This is a genomic window from Buttiauxella izardii, from assembly GCF_003601925.1.
Lineage (GTDB): Bacteria > Pseudomonadota > Gammaproteobacteria > Enterobacterales > Enterobacteriaceae > Buttiauxella > Buttiauxella izardii.
Genome location: NZ_QZWH01000004.1, coordinates 156,832 through 177,084, shown reverse-complemented (window position 1 = coordinate 177,084; position 20,253 = coordinate 156,832). Strand labels below are relative to the sequence as shown.

At 51.2% G+C, this 20,253-nt stretch carries 8 protein-coding genes; 2 read left to right on the top strand and 6 right to left on the bottom strand.

All coding sequences use genetic code 11. The features are described 5' to 3' along the window. Together D6029_RS02650 and D6029_RS02645 are read left to right on the top strand one after the other, a co-directional pair. Positions 1–12,887: Ig-like domain-containing protein (locus D6029_RS02650; protein WP_147365215.1), on the top strand; the 12,887-nt coding region annotated here is incomplete at its 5' end. An 81-nt stretch (positions 12,888–12,968) separates the two neighbouring features. Beyond that, entirely contained in the window at positions 12,969–13,319 is a 351-nt protein-coding gene (locus tag D6029_RS02645) for a tryptophan synthase subunit beta (protein ID WP_120063273.1), read from the top strand. Between the two features lie 110 nt (positions 13,320–13,429). Here the strand turns inward: D6029_RS02645 and lapD are convergent, their stop codons facing one another. From lapD to D6029_RS02620, 6 genes are all read right to left on the bottom strand, one after another. Beyond that, positions 13,430–15,370 (bottom strand): cyclic di-GMP receptor LapD, encoded by a 1,941-nt coding sequence (lapD, locus tag D6029_RS02640; protein ID WP_120063272.1) that lies wholly within the window; start codon positions 15,368–15,370, stop codon positions 13,430–13,432. 9 nt (positions 15,371–15,379) lie between these two features. Beyond that, positions 15,380–16,078, bottom strand: a complete 699-nt coding sequence (lapG, locus tag D6029_RS02635) for a cysteine protease LapG (protein ID WP_418230239.1) — start codon at positions 16,076–16,078, stop codon at positions 15,380–15,382. Between the two features lie 123 nt (positions 16,079–16,201). Beyond that, complete coding sequence (locus D6029_RS22820) at positions 16,202–16,510, bottom strand: substrate-binding periplasmic protein (protein ID WP_418230238.1); 309 nt, start codon at positions 16,508–16,510, stop codon at positions 16,202–16,204. 11 nt (positions 16,511–16,521) lie between these two features. Then, positions 16,522–17,061, bottom strand: coding sequence for a transporter substrate-binding domain-containing protein (locus tag D6029_RS22815; RefSeq protein ID WP_418230237.1), 540 nt, complete (start codon positions 17,059–17,061; stop codon positions 16,522–16,524). Position 17,062: 1 nt separating this feature from the next. Continuing rightward, positions 17,063–17,977, bottom strand: coding sequence for an amino acid ABC transporter substrate-binding protein (locus tag D6029_RS02625; RefSeq protein ID WP_120063271.1), 915 nt, complete (start codon positions 17,975–17,977; stop codon positions 17,063–17,065). Beyond that, entirely contained in the window at positions 17,970–20,162 is a 2,193-nt protein-coding gene (locus D6029_RS02620) for a putative bifunctional diguanylate cyclase/phosphodiesterase (protein ID WP_120063270.1), read from the bottom strand. The genes D6029_RS02625 and D6029_RS02620 overlap by 8 nt, the downstream gene beginning before the upstream one ends. Positions 20,163–20,253: the final 91 nt, after the last annotated feature.

Below are 20,253 nucleotides of genomic sequence, written 5' to 3'. Positions count from 1 at the left end.
ATGTGGTCAGCCTCGACTATGCAGCAGAAGCGACCATCACCATCGACCAGATCGTCGGTGATGACATTATCAATGCGCACGAAAGCCAGCAGCCGACCACCAGTGTGACCGGCACCGTGGGCGGCGATGCGCGGGTGCACGACGTGGTGACGCTGACCGTTAATGGCCATGAGTTTACCGGCACAGTGCAACCGATGCCGAACGGGCATCTGGGTTACAGCATTGATGTCAACACCGCTGACCTGGCGAACGGCCAGCAGGTGCACGCAACGATTACGACCACGGACGGGGCAGGGAACACAGCTACCGCCACGGCGGATCATGTGGTCAGCCTCGACTATGTGGCGACCGCCGATATCACCATCGACCAGATCGCCGGTGATGACGTGATTAATGCGCACGAAAGCCAGCAGCCGACCACCAGTGTGACCGGCACCGTGGGCGGCGATGCGCGGGTGCACGATGTGGTGACGCTGACGGTCAACGGTCATGACTTCACCGGTACGGTACAACCGATGCCGAACGGGCATCTGGGTTACAGCATTGATGTCAACACGGCGGACCTGGCGAACGGCCAGCAGGTGCACGCAACGATTACGACCACGGACGGGGCAGGGAACACAGCTACCGCCACGGCGGATCATGTGGTCAGCCTCGACTATGTGGCGACCGCCGATATCACCATCGACCAGATCGCCGGTGATGACATTATCAATGCACACGAAAGCCAGCAGCCGACCACCAGTGTGACCGGCACCGTGGGCGGCGATGCGCGGGTGCACGATGTGGTGACGCTGACCGTTAATGGCCATGAGTTTACCGGCACAGTGCAACCGATGCCGAACGGGCATCTGGGTTACAGCATTGATGTCAACACGGCTGACCTGGCGAACGGTCAGCAGGTGCACGCCAGCATTACCGCCACCGACGGCGCGGGCAACACCATTGAAGCCACGGCAGATCATACTGTCACGCCGGACTATGCAGCAGAAGCGACCATCACCATCAATCAGATTGCCGGTGATGATGTGATCAATGCGCAGGAAAGCCAGCAGCCGACAACGGCGGTCAGTGGTTACGTGGGGGGCGATGCGAAACTCAACGATACCGTGACCCTGACGGTCAACGGTCATGACTTCACCGGCAATGTGCAGACCCTGGCCGACGGCCAACTCGGCTACAGTATTGCGGTGAATACTGCGGACCTGGCGAACGGTCAGCAAGTACACGCCAGCATTACCGCCACCGACGGCGCGGGCAACACCATTGAAGCCACGGCAGATCATACTGTCACGCCGGACTATGCAGCAGAAGCGACCATCACCATCAATCAGATTGCCGGTGATGATGTGATCAATGCGCAGGAAAGCCAGCAGCCGACAACTGCGGTCAGTGGTTACGTGGGGGGCGATGCGAAACTCAACGATACCGTGACCCTGACGGTCAACGGCCATGACTTCACCGGCACGGTACAACCGATGCCGAACGGGCATCTGGGGTACAGCATTGATGTCAACACGGCGGACCTGGCGAACGGTCAGCAAGTACACGCCAGCATCACCGCCACCGACGGCGCGGGCAACACCATTGAAGCCACGGCAGATCATACTGTCACGCCGGACTATGCAGCAGAAGCGACCATCACCATCGACACGATAGCGGTAGATGATGTGATTAATGCGCACGAAAGTCAGCAGCCGACAACGGCGGTCAGTGGTTACGTGGGGGGCGATGCGAAAATTAACGATACCGTGACCCTGACGGTGAACGGTCATGACTTCACCGGTAATGTGCAGACCCTGGCCGACGGTCATCTGGGTTACAGCATTGACGTCAACACGGCTGACCTGGCGAACGGTCAGCAGGTGCACGCCAGCATTACCGCCACCGACGGCGCGGGCAACACCATTGAAGCCACGGCAGATCATACTGTCACGCCGGACTATGCAGCAGAAGCGACCATCACCATCGACACGATAGCGGTAGATGATGTGATCAATGCGCAGGAGAGTCAGCAGCCGACCACCAGTGTGACCGGCACCGTGGGCGGCGATGCGCGGGTACACGATGTGGTGACGCTGACCGTTAACGGTCATGACTTCACCGGCACGGTACAACCGATGCCGAACGGTCATCTGGGTTACAGCATTGATGTCAACACGGCGGACCTGGCGAACGGTCAGCAGGTACACGCCAGCATTACCGCCACCGACGGCGCAGGCAACACCGTGGAAGCCACAGCAGACCACACTGTCACGCCGGACTATATTGCTGAAGCCAACATTGCGATTGATGATGTCACTAGCGACAACATTCTAAATCACACTGAATTAAGTCATCCGACTCAGACTATCACCGGTATTGTCGGTGGCGATGCTAAAGCAGACGATCCGGTTCACCTCGACTTCGGTAATGGGAAACTATTCGATGGCAAAGTCATCGATATGGGTAATGGTCAATTCGGTTACCGCATTGAGGTTGATTCTTCCGTGTTTGGTGATAATGAACAGATCCTGTTTAAGGATGTGAATTTCACCGCCACTGTGACGGCGCATGATGCAGCTAAAAATGAAGTCATAGTCACGACTGAACACACGGTCCATATCGATAATCATGCTTATAACGGTCTGACCATCAACACCATCGCGGGCGATAACATCGTTAACCTGGGTGAATCACAACACGAAACGTTAGTCACTGGTCAACTCAGCGGTAAAGATGCTCATCCTGGCGACAAGCTTGAAGTGACGGTGCAGGGGAATACCTTCAAGGGCGATATTTATGAAGATGCGCAGGGCCATCTGTATTACGAAGCGAAAATCCCGACCGGCACGCTGCATGAAGGCAAAAATGACGTTCAGGTGACCATCACCAGCAAGGATAAAGCGGACAATGAAACCGTGACGACGGAACACACCAGCGTCACGCTCGACACGAAAATTGCAGCCTCGATCACCACGCACGATGTCACAGCGGATAATGTTCTGAACCATGACGAACTGGACACGCCAAAACAGCTGATCCGTGGCGAAGTGGCTGACGACGTCCACGTCGGTGACGTAGTGCGGATCAACATTAATGACCACCACTTCTCCGGCCTAGTTATCGATCTGGGCAATGGCAAGCTGGGCTACCAGATCCCGGTGGATTCGTCCGCATTCAGCAATAATCAGGGCGAAATCGACGCGAAAGTCACATACACGGTGTCGGTCACCACCCGTGATGTCGCTGGAAATGAAACCACGGCAGAAACCACCAAAACGGTCACTATCGATAACCACGCCAACAACGGGCTGACGATAGAAACGGTGGCGCAGGACGATATTGTCAACCTGAAGGAATCCCAGCACGACACGTTGATCACCGGTGAGGCCACCGGCGATGCGAAGTTGCACGACCCAGTCACCGTCACCGTTAACAATCAGACGTTTACTGGCGAAGTCGTCAGTGTTAACGGTAAGTTCCGCTATGAAGTGGCGGTTGCCAAAGATGCGCTGAACGAAGGTGAAAATGACGTTCAGGTGTCGATCACCAGCCACGATGCGGCGGGGAATGTCGCGGTGGCGACGGAGCACCACAACGTTATTGTCGACACGCACGCCTATAACGGTCTGACCATCAACACCATCGCGGGCGATAACATCGTTAACCTGGGTGAATCGCAACACGAAACGTTAGTCACTGGTCAACTCAGCGGTAAAGATGCTCAGCCTGGCGACAAGCTTGAAGTGACGGTGCAGGGGAATACCTTCAAGGGCGATATTTATGAAGATGCGCAGGGTCATCTGTATTACGAAGCAAAAATCCCGACCGGCACGCTGCATGAAGGCAAAAATGACGTTCAGGTGACCATCACCAGCCATGATAAAGCGGGCAATGAAGCAGTGGCGACGGAACAGACCAGCGTCACGCTCGACACGAAAATTGCAGCCTCGATCACCACGCACGATGTCACTGCGGATAATGTTCTGAACCATGACGAACTGGACACGCCAAAACAGCTGATCCGCGGCGAAGTGGCTGACGACGTCCACGTCGGTGACGTAGTGCGGATCAACATTAATGACCACCATTTCTCCGGCCAGGTTATCGATCTGGGCAATGGCAAGCTGGGCTACCAGATCCCGGTGGATTCGTCCGCATTCAGCAATAATCAGGGCGAAATCGACGCGAAAGTCACATACACGGTGTCGGTCACCACCCGTGATGTCGCTGGAAATGAAACCACGGCAGAAACCACCAAAACGGTCACTATCGATAACCACGCCAACAACGGGCTGACGATAGAAACGGTGGCGCAGGACGATATTGTCAACCTGAAGGAATCCCAGCAAGACACGTTGATCACCGGTGAGGCCACCGGCGATGCGAAGTTGCACGACCCAGTCACCGTCACCGTTAACAATCAGACGTTTACCGGCGAAGTCGTCAGTGTTAACGGTAAGTTCCGCTATGAAGTGGCGGTTGCCAAAGATGCGCTGAACGAAGGTGAAAATGACGTTCAGGTGTCGATCACCAGCCACGATGCGGCGGGGAATGTTGCGGTGGCGACGGAGCACCACAACGTTATTGTCGACACGCACGCCTACAACGGTCTGACCATAGATACCGTGACGCCCGACAATATTGTCAACCACGCTGAATCAGAGCGAAATGTGCATATCACGGGGCATGTGAGTGGAAAAGATGCGCAGTCTGGTGACGTTGTCGATGTGTGGGTTCAGGGGCAGCATTATGACGGTAAGGTCTTCGCTGATTCCCAGGGCCATCTTTACTATGACGTTTCCATTCCACGCGACAAATTGGTACACGGTGATGCCACCGCGAAGGTGACGATTACCAGCCACGATAAAGCGGGCAACGAAGCGGTGGCGACTGAGACACATGACTTCTCCGTCGACTTGCATGCTGACGCAACGATTACGACTAACGACGTCACCACCGATAACAAACTGAGCCATGTTGAGCTGGAAACGCCAAAGCAATTGATCACTGGAGAAGTGGGCGGTGATGCGCGTATTGGCGACAAAGTGTCTATAGAAATCAATAGCAAACATTTTGGTGGAGAAGTTATCGATTTAGGTGGCGGCAAGCTGGGCTATCAGATTCCGGTGGATTCCTCTGCATTCGGCAACAATAACACCCACATCAATAAGGATGTGACATATACGGTGTCAGTGACATCGCATGATGCGGTAAACAACGAAGTCACTGTGCCTACCACGCATACTGTTCACGTTGATAACTTCGCCGAAAATAAGGTGACGATTACCAAAGTTGCGGGCGACAACATCATCAACATGCATGAATCCCGTATGCCGACGTTTATCAGCGGTGTGGCCAGTGGCGATGCGAAAGCGGGCGATCTGGTTGAGGTCAGCGTAAATGGCCAGACCTATAAAGGCGAAGTGGTCGGGACGACGGGCCATTGGCACTACAATGTACCGGTACCATCCAGCCAGTTCCATGAAGGCACCAATAATGTGCAGGTGAAATTGACCAGCCACGACAGCCTGGGGAACGAAGCTGTTGCCACAGAACATAGAACGGTCACGGTGGATACGCACGCTGAAAATACCGTCACCATTAATGACGCCACCAGTGACAATATTCTCAACAAAACTGAGTTGGGCAACGAAGAGCAGACCATCACCGGCGTTGTCGGCGGTGATGCGAAGATTGGCGATGAAGTGACGCTGGAGATTAACGGCAATTATTATCGTGGTCTCGTTGAGGATATGCATGACGGGAAAGGTACGCTGGGCTACAAAATCCCGGTGCTTTCGTCAGAATTTGGCGATAACAACACCATCCTGAATAAAGATGTTTCTGTTAAAGCCACTCTTGTTTCCCATGACGCTGCGGGCAACGAAGCGATCGCTGTCAGTGAGCACACCATTCATGTTGATAACCATGCTTACAACGGGCTGACCATCAATACCGTGGCGGGCGACAACGTGGTTAACCATGGTGAGTCAAAACATGAAACCCTGGTAACGGGCAGAGTCAGCGGTAAAGACGCGCACATCGGCGATCAGGTGGAAGTGCTTATCGGGACCAAAACTTATCCCGGTACTATTTTTGCGGACCCGCAAGGCCACCTGTATTACGAAGCGAAAATCCCGACCGGCGCGCTGAAAGAAGGCAAAAATGGTGTTTCGGTGACGATCACCAGCCACGATGCGGCAGGGAACGAAGCGGTTTCAACAGAAACGACCAACGTCACGCTCGACACCCATGCCAATGCCACGATCAATATTCACGAACTCACCGCAGGCCCGGTTCTGAATTACGACGAACTGGCTACGCCGAAGCAGTTGATTACCGGTGATGTCGGCCGCGATGCACAGATTGGCGACAAGGTTTCCCTCGAAATTAACGGGAAGTTTTTCGGCGGCAAAGTCATTGATTTAGGCAACGGCCATCTCGGTTACCAGATCCCGGTGGATTCTTCGGCGTTCGGTAATAATCAGCAGCATTTGGATACGAATGTCAAAATCATTGCCAGCGTCACGTCCCATGACGCCGCCGGGAATGAAGTGACCGTTAAGGCCAATCATACCGTTCACCTGGATAACCATGCCGAGGCGGGTATCACCATTAGTCCAGTGACGGGCGATGGCACTATCAATGCCGTGGAATCAGGCCAGGCAACGACCAAAATTAGCGGCACCGTGAATGGTGACGTGCATAAAGGTGATGAAGTCCTGGTGGTGGTGAATCACCAACTCTATGAGGCGACAGTACAAGAGCTGCCGCATCAAAACGGCGCATTAGGTTACAGCGTGGACGTTGCGACCTCTGACCTGTTGGCCGATCCAACCCCCGATGCCTACATTGTGGGTTATGACGCGAACGGTAACATTCAGTTGGCTCATGCGACGCAAAACGTGGGTATTGATTTGCTGGCGGAGGCGACAATCACCATCGATCCGGTGACCGGTAATAAAGACAACATGATCAACGGTGAAGAGTCGCACAATGAATTCACCACCATCACCGGGAAAGTGGATGGCGATGTGAAAGTCGGCGATGTGGTTCATCTGGAGGTCAATGGGATCGATATGACCACGCAGGTGTTCAAAGATCCGCATTCCAGCCAGCTGGAATACAAAATCGACGTCAGCACTTATGACCTGATGACCGATCCGAAGATCACCGCCACGGTGACGGCAACGGATAACGCCAATAACGTGATCACGGTGGATGCCACTCAAGACATTACTGTCGATACCAAAGTTGAAGCCACAATCAGTGTCGATAGTGTGACGAATGATAACGTGCTGAACGGGGCGGAACTCAAGCAAGGTTACACGCTGGTGAGCGGTAAAGTGACCGGGGAAATGAATCCTGGCGACCCGTTGACTCTGACGGTGAATGGTCACACTTATAATGGTTTTGTGGAAAACCAGGGCGTCGATGCTCAGGGCAATATCATTATGGGTTACCACATTCCGGTGAGCACGGCGGATATCCAGGCCAATCCGAATATCCACGCCAGTATCGATGTGACCGATACTGCAAAAAACCATACTGTCGCCACTGCCAATCACCATGTTGGCAAAGACGACCACGCTGACGCTTCCGTCACTATTAACATCGTCTCGGGCGATGATGTGTTGAACGCCAACGATCAGCAGTCTCCGACCACGATTATCAACGGCAAAGTCGGCGGTGATGTGAAAGCGGGCGATACCGTTCACTTGTTGATTAATGGCACTGATCACCAAGCGACCGTTGCCGATCAAGGGCATGGTTTAGGTTTAGGGTATTCCATTGCCGTTAATACCTCAGACCTGTTGGCCGATCCGACAATTGTGGCAACTGTCGATGCAACCGATGCGGCGGGTAACAAGGCTTCGGCGAGTGCAACGCACAACGTCGGCAGAGATGACGGCGCACAAGCGACCATCACGATTGATCCGGTGACTGACGACAATACGATCAACAATGCGGAAGCGCATAACCCGATTACTCCCGTGACTGGCCACGTTATAGGGGACGTGAATCCTGGTGACCTGGTCGATCTGAATGTCAACGGACAGCATTATTACGGCACCGTCGACAAAAACTTAGGTTACAAAATTGACGTCAGCACTGACGATCTGTTGTCCGTCAAAAATCCAGAGCTTCATGCATCAGTAACCGGTCACGATGCGGCGGGCAATACCGTGCTCGCGACAGCCGATCATCCTGTTGATGTGGATACTCGCGCTGAAGCGACAATAACTGTGGGTACTAAGCCAGTTGATGATCATGTTACCCCTGATTTCTATATCATCAGTGGAGAGGTGGGTGGGGATGCAAAAGTGGGTGATGTGGTGAAAATCCATGTCCTGGGGAAAACTTATATAACTGAAGTTATCGCGTACCCTGATGGTCATTTGGGTTATAGCACCAACGATCCTAATAATAATAATTTCAGCACAATATATGAGCCGCTTAACCCTTATCCGATTTATTTTAATAAAGATGTAGTCAATGATAAAACCGATATCGTCGTCGATGTTACCAGCACGGATTCACATGGTAATACCGTGACGGTAAGTGCTCATACGCACCCAGGCGTTGATCCCTCTCACGGCGGTGGCACCGTAACTCCGCCTCAACACACGCCGCCGGATGTGCATATCACCGTCAGCCCGGTTGCGGGTAACGATGTGATTAACCAGCAGGAGTCCCAGTCGGGTAAGACCATTATACGCGGAACGGTTTCTGGTGATGTTCACGTTGGCGACACCGTTATTGTGCACCTGGCAAACGATACTCATACCTACACCGGCCAGGTCTACGAGCTACCGAATCTGCCGGGCGAGTATGGCTATGTCGTTAATGATGTTGATACTGATGTTCTGGCTAATCACCCCGTGATTACCGCTACGGTCGCCGCACATAGTGATAGCAGCGTGACCGCTTCCACCAGTAAAACGGTCACGTTCGACACTGACGTTCACGCCACCATCACGCTGGACGATGTCGCGGGCGACAACGTCATCAATATTGACGAATCCAATAATGCCACTACCCCGGTCAGCGGCACCGTCACGGGTGACGTCAAAGAAGGCGATAATGTCACTTTGCTGATCAATGGCAATTCGATAACGACGCAGGTCTACCGAGATCCGGCAACGGGTGAATTGAAATTCACTAAAGACGTGAGTACTAACGACTTGCGTCAGGATCCTGCCATCAAAGTTAGCGTGACCGGGCATGACGATCAGGGCAACACGGTCACCGTATCTGACGATAAAACCATTAGTGTCGACACCGAGATTAAAGCCTCGGTGACCATCGATCCGATTGGGCATCATAACGTGCTGAACCTGGACGATACCAATCAGCTTCACACCACCATCAGCGGCAAAGTAGATGGCGATGTGAATCCTGGCGATGAAGTGAAAGTGACTGTCAATGGCACAGTCTATGACCATATCAAAATCGACGGCAACCACGGTTACAGCGTTGATGTGTTAACCAGTGAATTGGCAAGTGGCGGCACGATTACCGCTCAAGTCACCGGGCACGACGCGGCGGGTAACACCCTTCCGGCCAGCGCAACTCAGAATGTGACGGTTGATACTACGGCTCACGCCACCATTACCATGAACACGGTGTCGGGAGACAATGTTCTTAGCCACCACGATTTGCAGTCACAGACGACCCGGATCAGCGGCACGGTGGGGGAAGATGCGCGGATCAACGACGATGTGATTATCACCATCAACAATCATGCAACCCCTGTGAAAGTCGTTGAATTGCCTCATATGAATGGGCTGTTGGGCTATGTGGCGGATGTCAATACCAGTGATCTGTATGCGAATCCTGAAATCCATGTGAAGGTCATCGGCACAGACGATGTCGGCAATAGCTTCAGCGCTGAGATGAGTAAAACCGTACTCATCGACGATCACGCTGACGTGACGATGAACGTCAATGATGTATCGGGCGACAACGTGCTGAACCTGGTGGAAAGCCAGAAGGGTAAAACGACGATTACCGGCACGGTGAATGGCGATGTTCATGAGGGTGACAAAGTCACTATTCACGTTAATGGCAACGATCTCCCGGCGACGCTTCACCAGCAGGCTGATGGACAGTTTACCTTCAGCCTTGATGTGAATACTTCCGATCTGCTGGCGGATCAGAAAATCACTTATACGGTGACGGGTGTCGATCAATACGGCAACACCCTGACGATCACCGAAACCAACACCATCACTATCGATCAGATCGCGGAAAACCAAATTCATATCGACACTGTCGCCGGTGACGATAAGGTGAATATTGTCGAACATAGCGGGCCTTCCACCAATATTAGTGGCGTGGTTGATAAAGATGCTCATGCCGGCGACACCGTTACGCTCCACATTAATGGTCAGATTTACCACGGCACGCTCTCCGACCATGACGGCAATCTGACCTACGACATTGCTGTCAAAAACAGTGACCTGAAAGAAGGGAAGAACACGGTAGACGTCAGCGTTACCGGGCAGGATGCGGCGGGTAACGAAGCCACTTCGACCGCTACGCACGATTTCACTCTCGACACTCAGATTCATGGATCCATCACTATTGATCCTGTAGCAACCGACAACGTCATCAACGGCAAAGAATCCCGACATGTCGAAGTGACGGGTAAGGTTGATGGCGACGCCCAAAAAGGCGATTTGGTCACGCTGGAGATTAATGGGCACATCGGCCACGGGACAGTAGACCTGGTGAATGGTGAACTGGTCTACAACGTTCCGGTGAAAGAATCCTGGCTGCACGAAGGTGAGAACAAGGTCAAAGTCAGTGTGGATGTCTCGGACGATGCAGGCAACAAACTGACAGTCGATGTGCTTCACAGAGTTGTGGTCGACAGCCATGCAGACGCGAGTATTACCGTAGATCCGATCACTGCCGATAACACCATCAACGCCAAAGAATCGAAGCATATTTCGGTGACCGGGCAGGTTGAGGGTGACGCCAAAGAAGGCGATAAAGTGACGCTGGAAATTAACGGTCACACGGTCAGCACTGACGTGAGAATGATCGGTAACCATCTGGGTTATGAGGCTCACGTCGATAAATCATGGATGCATCAAGGCCATAACGACGTGAATGTTAGCGTCAGCGTGACCGATGCAGCGGGCAACCATCTGATGACGCCGCCAGTCGTTCATCCTGTTTACGTCGACACCAAAATTGATGCGGTTGTCACCATCAATTCAGTGACGGCTGATAACGTCGTCAACGACCGGGAAGCCGAAAATATCACGGTCAATGGCAAGGTCGGCGCGGACGTGAAAGCCGGTGATTTGGTGGAGCTTGAAGTCAATAACCACACCTTCACCACGCAAGTGAGAATGATCAACGGCCATTTGGGTTACGAAGCTCAAATGAACAGAGCGTGGCTGAACGAGGGTGATAATGACCTGCACGTGAAAGTCACGACTGAGGACCACGCAGGTAATATTACCTCCGCTGAACAGACTCAGAAATTCCAGCTGGATACCCATGCCGACGCCACGATAACCATTGATCCCGTCGCGGCAGACAACGTGATCAACGCTAAAGAGTCTCAGCACATGATTCATGTGACGGGCAAAGTTGATGGCGACGCGCATGACGGCGATTTAGTCACGCTGCATGTCAACGGTCATACCATCGAGACGAAAGTCGTGCCGGTTGGCGACCATCTTGGTTATGACGTTCGCATGGATAAAACCTGGCTGCACGAAGGTGAGAACAACGTAACGGTTAATGTCCGCGTGACGGACGATGCCGGTAACCGAGTCACTCCGGCGTTCAACCAGGTGGTGGTGCTTGATACCCATGCGGATGCTTCGATTTCCGTCAATCCGGTGGCTGGCGACAACGTCATCAACGCGTCAGAAATGAAGCATATTTCCCTGACGGGGCAGGTGGGCGGTGATGCTAAAGAAGGCGATAAAGTCACGCTGGACATTAACCATCACACGATGACCACCGACGTTAAGATGATCGACGGCCACCTGGGTTATGACGTAAACATTAGCAAATCATGGGTGCATGAAGGCCACAACGACCTGAAAGTCGGGGTGAAAGTGACTGATGCGGCGGGTAATACGACAACGGCTCATCACAAAGAGACTTTCCAGGTGGATACCCACGCCGACGCCACACTGACCGTCAACAAAATCGCGGGTGACAACCATATCTCTGCGCGTGAAGCGCAACATGATGTGACTCATATCACCGGCCAGATTGAAGGGGATGTGCACAGAGGCGATCACGTTACGGCGACTATCGGCGACAAGCATTACGATGCGGTGGTGCATGACCACAAAGGTCATTTAAGTTACGACATTCCAGTGGATACCGCCGATCTTAATATCGGCACTAACACCGTGAATGTCTCAGTGGCGGCGCACGATGCTCACGGCAATAACACGCTGATTAAGCAGGCTGTGGATGTCACGGTGGATGGGCCATTCCATCATGGTAAACACGACGTTGAAGTGGCGGATAAATCGCATCATGCGGCACACGCTCACGATCACGGCTTAAGCAACCTGTTCGACGACGGCGATGATTCACTTTCCTTCAATCTTCATCAGGATGCGAAAGGTCATCGTGGCGACGAAAGCCATAAGATCTTTGGTGCCAAAGAGGGTGGGGAATACGGGAAAGTGGATCTGAGCGATCTCGCGAAAGAGCTGCATGAAGGCACGGATATCACGCATTACATCAAAGGCGGCGACGACCACGGAAAAGCGGATGCGGGCACTCATGCTGCCCATGTGCCAGCGGCAGCGCCGCCTGCGGGTGATGCATCGCATATCGCGCTGGGTCATGACTCACACGGCTCAGCAAGCTATTCGCTGGATCACTTGATTGCTAAGCCTGAGCACTATTCGCATTAAAAAAAAATTCTCATTAAAAAAACTTCACATTAAAAATAGCCGCCGCCCTTCACCGGGCGGTGCAATTTAAAGGTATCTAACATGTATTACGTTCAACGTAATGAAGAAGGGCAACTCACGCGCGTTGAGCAAGCGCCGTTTAGCGGCATGACGGGAGAAGTTTTCTCGGATACGCCAGAAATTATTGCGTGGAATAACGCCCGCAGCGTGGTGGACGAGAGTCTGCAACATAAAGAATTACTGCAACGCAGCGACCTGGAAATGGTCCGTGTTCTCGACGACCTGATTTTCCTGCTGATTCAGAAAGGGGTGATTACGATTACCGACCTGCCGCCAATGGCGCAGGTGAAGCTGATGAATCGTGCGCAAGCGCGCCAGGGATTAGGTGGGTTGGAAGATCTTTTAAACAGTGATGATCAGGGTATTTTTTAAATAGCCGTCATATTTCGAGTTGTGTTGGCGGGGGCGCTATGCTTGCCCGCCCTACGCGCTGGGTTTCGTAGGGTGGATAAGCGAAGCGTCATCCACCATTTTTTTACAGGTTAAAACGGTGCGGGTTCGCCGAGCAACTGCCCCATCGCGCCATAAATCCCCACTTCTTGCAGCACGCGTAGTTCCCCTTCGGTTTCTACTCGCTCGGCAATCAATGGCAAATCAATGTTATGGGTCGCACTGTGCAACACGTCGATAAACAGGCGCTTATCGCTTTCGATATCAATATGGCGAATGTAGCTGGAGTCGATTTTCAGATACGCCAGGCCCCATTGCGACAGGTGTCCAATCATGTCGAAACGACTGCCGAAGTGTTGCAGGCCGAGGCGGCAACCAAACTGGTTCAGCGACTTGATAAATACTTCCATCTGCTCAGGTTCTGGCAGTTGGTTTTCGTCCAGTTCCAGAATTAAGCGGCCTGCAAGCTGCGGGTTAGATTTCAGGGGATTCAGTAACTGCTTAATCGTGGCTTCGCTCGCCAGCGAATTGCCCGACAGGCTGAGTGCCAGCGAACCTGGATAGCTTTTCAACTGCTTGAGTGTCAGGCTCAACATCACCTGATCAAGGCGCTGGCTCCAGCCAAATCTATGAATCCACGGCAGGAAACGGCCTGCCGTAATGCTATTGCCTTTCTCATCAACGATACGTGACAACACTTTGTAGTGAATCACTTTTTGCGTATTTTGACAGTCGACCACCGGCTGGAAGAAGAGCTGGAACTGCTCATTGCTCAGCGCATTTTCCAGGCGTGTAAACCACAAGTGCTGGTCTTCTAGCGCGGCATCGGTTTGAACCACCGGCAGCAGGTTAGTCTGATGTGTCGTATGCGTTTCGGCTTCCATCAGCGCACGGTCAGCCTGAACAATCAGCGACTGCGGAGATTCGCCCGCGCTAAACGGCACCATTCCGGTATGCGCGACTGGGTTAATATCGGACATCCCGGTGGCGTAGAAGGCGGCGAGTTGTTGATTGAGCGAATTTTGCAGATTCAACATTTCATTATGCGTAACGCCTGGGCAAAGCAGGGCAAATTCGCCACCGCGAATACGCGCCAGAATACTGTCGTTATTGGCGTGTTGGCTTTTCACCACATTCATCATATCGGCAACATGCTTAAGCAGGTTATCGGTATGCGGGCCGCCAAAACGCTGGTTTAAGCCGCCGAGATCCTGAATACGCAGCAACAGCAAATATCCCGATGCGGTTTCTTCATCGCTTAAACGGGTCTGCATTTGCAAGTCGAAGGCGCGGCGGTTGGCGATACCCGTCTGGCTGTCGAGATAGGCTTCATTGTGCAGACGCTCGCTGTGCTCGGCCTGGTCTTCAAACAGCGATTTAAGCTTGGTGACCATCAGGTTCATCGCTTCAACCACGCGGCGCAATTCCGGCGTTTTCGGCAGGTCGAGCTGGGTGAGATATTCGCGGCGGGTAATCGCCTGCGACTGTTTCACCATATAGTTGAGCGGGCGCAACTGGCGGCGTAATAATGCGGCACCGGCCAGAATACACACCGTGCTACAAGCCAGCATCCACAACAGATTTGCCAGCGTGCTTTGCCACAATCGCTTGATGGCAAACACCGGGTTACTCAGCACTTCTACGCGTGCCGCCTGCTGCCAGCCACGCATAATCGTCGCTTCACCGGGCTGCGGTTTCACATTCACCAGGCTAACAAACCAGCCTGGAACGTCCGGGATCGTCGAAGGCTCGCTACGCTCAAGCAGGATTTTGCCGTTGGTCTGGTCGATAACGCGAATAGCATCGTAATAGCCGCTATCGAAAATCGAACTGACCATTAATTCAATCATGGCGGGATCGTCAACGTGCGGGGTTAGCGAAAGGCCCAGTGCGGTCGCGGCATCCTGCGCGTGAGAAAGCAGTTGGTTATTGTATTGATCCCGGGAACTTTCGAGATTCACAATAAAACTGCCGCTGAAGATAATCAGCATAAATAGAAAGATAGCTATAAGAAGCTGTTTGAAAAGTGACACAGGTTTATCCTATTCATCAATCGGGAATCCTTCTTCCCGCATTTTTTTCAACACATCCTGCCATCGAGAAAGACGCTTACTATCCCCGACACGTTTATTATTCTGACTTCCCGGTAACCATAGCCCGCTATCATTAAAGGAATAGACAGGTAATAAATCTGAGCGCTGTGTTGCAGGTAAAATATTATCCGTCAGGCTATCCAGAACTAATGGAATCGCATCCGGCGTCGCATACCAGGTTAATACCATGTGCGCCCTGTCCTGGCGTAATGCTTTAACGTAGGTAATACGTAACTTTTCCCCTGAAACACCTAAATGACGTAATGTGAAATATTTAGCGAGTGCGTAATCTTCGCAGTCCGCTTCCCCTTTGCGTAGCGATTCAACCGGTGTTGCCCAGTAATCAATGGCGCCCCAGATATCAATATCTTCGCGGTAATGCAGCTTTTTGTTAAAAAAAAGATTTACCGCGTTTAATTGTGCCTGCTCACTTTGGTTACGTTGCTGCAATAACAATTGCTGCCAGGCGGTAATACGTTGCTCACCGTCAGCGGTGGCGCGGCCATAGAGTCTGTCAGCTTGCTGTTGAATAGTCGTGAAATCCCAGGCCGCTCGTAATGAGCCACCCAACAATAACGACAACAGCACACCAGTAAAAATCAAATACGCCGCTAATCTGGTGTGAAAAAAATGCCTGAGTGAGTTCAATTACACATCCGCATAAAGGCAATAAGAGACTGATGACAAACCTGTTCGCAGGTCGGATGACGCTGGCGCTTATCCACCCTACAAACCCGTTCATTGGCCTTTGTCAGCAGCCTGAATAACTGTCTAGTTTTTCTGTTCGCTTTTAGGAATCACTTTCTGCGTTAGCCACTTGTGCGTGAGTTGAGCATTGGCGGGAGACTCAAAAATACGACCCAGCGTCTTATCAACAAACGCCACAAACTGAGGATCTTGCTTCCTCATCATAATGGCATATTTCATTTTTTCACCCACTACTTCTTGTGAAACTGAGAAATCTTCCGGGTGCTCATTTTGATTGATAATCGGATACGCCAGAATATCGTCCAGAATAATTGCGGCTGTGCGTTTTTGCGCCATCATATCGAAGGCATCTTGCACTGTATCTGAAGTCACGATCGAGATGCTCAGATGTTTCTCACGGTTAACCCGGTTGATCTCCAGTAAATCTTTTGATCCGCGTGGTACGCTGATGTCCTGCCTTTTAAGTCATCGAGTGTATGAATATTATTCTTACGCAGCGAAATAATACGCATATTGGCGACGAAATAATCAATGGAGAAAGAGACACTGTTCCTTCTTTCCGCCGCATCAGTATTCACACTGCAATCCAAATCAATTTTATGGCTGTTCAGTGCATTAACGCGGTTAGTAAACAGCGTCGGAATATAATGGACGGCCAGATTTTTTAGCCCTAAAGAGAGGCGCAATTCATCGGCAATCATATTACAAAGCGAAATCGTGTAGCCGGTTATTTTGCCGTCATTATCCTGAAAAGAGAAAGGTTCGAGTTGACGATAACCAATGTTCAAAGTGTTGCTTGATTGGATATGTTCAAGCGTGTTGGAAGGAGTTTGGGCGTAGAGGTAATGAGATACCATAACTAATGGAAACAACGCCAACGCTCTAATAATCTCCCTGAGCTTGATATTAAATGACTTTTTCATGTTAGTACGCATAAAGTGATGTTGATGTTGTTAATGCTTTAAGATCCGCCGACATGGGTATATTTAGATTAATCGCTTTCGGCGTGATCGGAGACTGGAACCATCGTTCATACAGCGACTTGAAATCTTTACTGGTAATAAAAGATTTCAGCGTGGTATCGAGAAAATATTTGAAATCATTGTCATCCAGCGGAAGTAAAAATCCGGCAGGAATCGGAGGGCTTAACGTCTGATCGGATATTTCAAACTCATCAGGGGTGGGAGAGAGGGCGACCATACCTTTGAGGAGTGCGGTACTTGATATCAATGCCGGTAACTCACCTGATTGAATTTCCTCAAATGCACCTCTGTTATTGTTATCAAGCTCAATATTTAAATTAAGATCGTTGGTTCTGTTGATGTTATGGATTTGCTCAACATAAATCGTGCCGCTTTTGACTAAGACGCTGTGCCCGGCTAAGTCTTCAATGGTATCGGTGTGGTTATTCTTGCGGGTAATAAAGCGCGTGCGGGAGAAGAAAAATGGGACTGAAAATTCGGCTTTCTGATGTCGTAACTCCGAATAAAAAGCCGGAATGCACATGATATCGGTCACATGGTTTTTAATTAACACAAACTGTGAAGCGGTGCTGCTTTTTACCCAGCGAACTTTAAGGTCTTTAATTCTTAATTTGACCTTTAGTGCATCAACAACCTTATTGCAAATATCGATGGAATAGCCAGCGGGTTGTTGCGACTCAATGTAAGAGAAGGGAAATGCGTCATCCTGATAGCCGAGTGTAATGGTTTTGGTTTCGGCTATTCTCTCAAGGGTTTTTTTGCTATGTGTGCCATGAGCCAAACAGGGCGGGCTAATGAAAACAAACAGCGAGATGACGACAAAGGCTGCATTAAAAAACAATGAGTTACTATGCATGGCAAACTTCCCCATCTATCACTCGATTGCCAAACGTTGGCTCAAGATCTTTCTCTGGCAATGGGCGGCTGTAATAATAACCCTGCACGTTCTGGCAAGAAATTCGGCGCAAAATAGTCCGCTGTTGCTCGGTTTCAACCCCTTCCGCCGTGACGCTCATACCATATTTCTGGGCAAACTGAATCAGCATCACCACCAGATACTGGCTGGCACTCTCTTGCTCGAGTTTCATTATCAGAGTGCGGGCAATTTTAATGCGCGTGAACGGATAAATAAGCAGGTAATCCAGCGCCGCATAACCTGTGCCGAGGTCGTCCATCGCAATGGAAATACCCATTTCGCGGATCTTCTTGAATACAGGCAATGCGATGGATTGATCCAGTTTTTCAGATTCAGTGACTTCTATTTCCAGGCGCGTAGGGGCGAGGCCACTTTGTTTTAGCGCATCGACAATAATATCAATCAGGCCAGGGCTATGTAATTGATACGCCGACATGTTAACGGCCACTTTTGTGGACTCCGGCCATTTCGCCGCCGCCATACAAGACTGGCGAATAATCCATTCGCCTAAACGAACAATCAGCCCGGATTCTTCAGCGATATTAATAAAGTAGTCCGGGAAGATCAGCCCTTTGGTTGGGTGATTCCAGCGAATCAGAGATTCATAACCGCACACCGTTTCGTTTTCAAGGTCGATAATCGGCTGGTAATGCAGCACAAACTCGTTGTTATCAATACCGTTAATGATTTCCTGATTCACGAACACACTGTTGGTGTGTTTCATCATCATGCCATCTTCAAAGAAGTGGTAGCAGCCGCGCCCGCTATGTTTTGAGGCGTACAACGCGAGGTCAGCATTGATCATCAACGTAGTCGCGCTATTGCCCTGGGTCGGCGCGGTAACAATACCGACGCTACAACTGATAGCAAAAGAGTGTGAGCCGTAGGTAAAAGGAATGCTCAACGCGCGGACAATTTTTTGCGACAGTGCTCCCGCTTCGTGGCAATTGTCTTCTCTGACATTCTGCAAAATCGCAAATTCATCACCGCCCAAACGTGCGGCAAAATCCAATGGCCCTAACAGTAGCGACAGGCGCTGTGCCACGCCAATCAGCACTTCATCCCCGGCGCTATGGCCGAAGGTGTCATTCACCGGTTTGAAGTTATCAAGATCGATAAGCAGAAGGTTGAACAGTTGCCCGTTCTGATTCATCTCACGGATGCTTTTATCCAGCGCCTGGCTAAAGGAAGCGCGGTTCGGGAAGCCGGTTAGCGAGTCATGGTGCGCCATGTACTCCATTTTTTGCGACATATCCTGCATTCGTTGCAGGTAATCTCGTTCCACCATCGCAATACGGAGTTTTTCAATTGCTGCGGCTAATCTGCCGATTTCGTCATCCTGATCTAAATAAGGGGTAATGAGATCTGTTTGTTCATGGGCGATGCGCGTCAACGAGTTGATAAGCAGCGGCACCGGGCGGAACAGGCGGCGCATAAACAGCGTTACTAATGCCAGCGTCCCCAGCAAAATCAGCGCCAGAATCATCAGGGTTTTCTTCAGCATTGCGTCATACGCCGCATAGAGCTGCTTTTTGTTACCGATGCTGCTGATCAAACTGCCAAGAATTTCGCCCGATGGGGCAAGGATAGGCACGGCGCTGACAAAAGATTCGGTGCCGTTAATCGTCGCGAAACCAATGTAGTAATTCACCAGAACATCACTGGCTCTTTGCCCTTTAAAGGTGATTTTGGCTTCCGGCGCTTCGGAATTATTGCTGATGCCCTGGAAACCTTTTTCAGGCGTATAAAGGAAAAGCCAGGTGGGATTGCGAGTTTGCACTGAGGCCAGTGCCAGTACATCGACCGGGTTATAGCCGGTTTGAATCACTGAATCCGGGTCACCCAATTTGTGTTCAGAGACAATGCGGGTAATTTGCCCTGTCGAACTGGTGCCGACCGCGACGTTGGTATAAACATTGCGGACAATATAGGTAATGATCTGAGCATTCGCTTCAGCCTGATGCACCCATTGTTGATATGAGAAGCTGTCAATCAGACCCCAACCCGCGCAAGCACCCGCCCCAAACGCAATGAGAATACCCGCCAGCAAAAACTGGGTTATTTTCCCTGCAATAGAATGGTGCCAACCTTTTACGCTTTTAAGCGAGAAAAAATTTTTAGCCACAGAGTGTCGGTTTCCTATGCATACAAATGACTCATGAATTAAAACGTTGAGTTTAATTCACGACTAAATATTGTCTGGCTGTTGCTGTTAT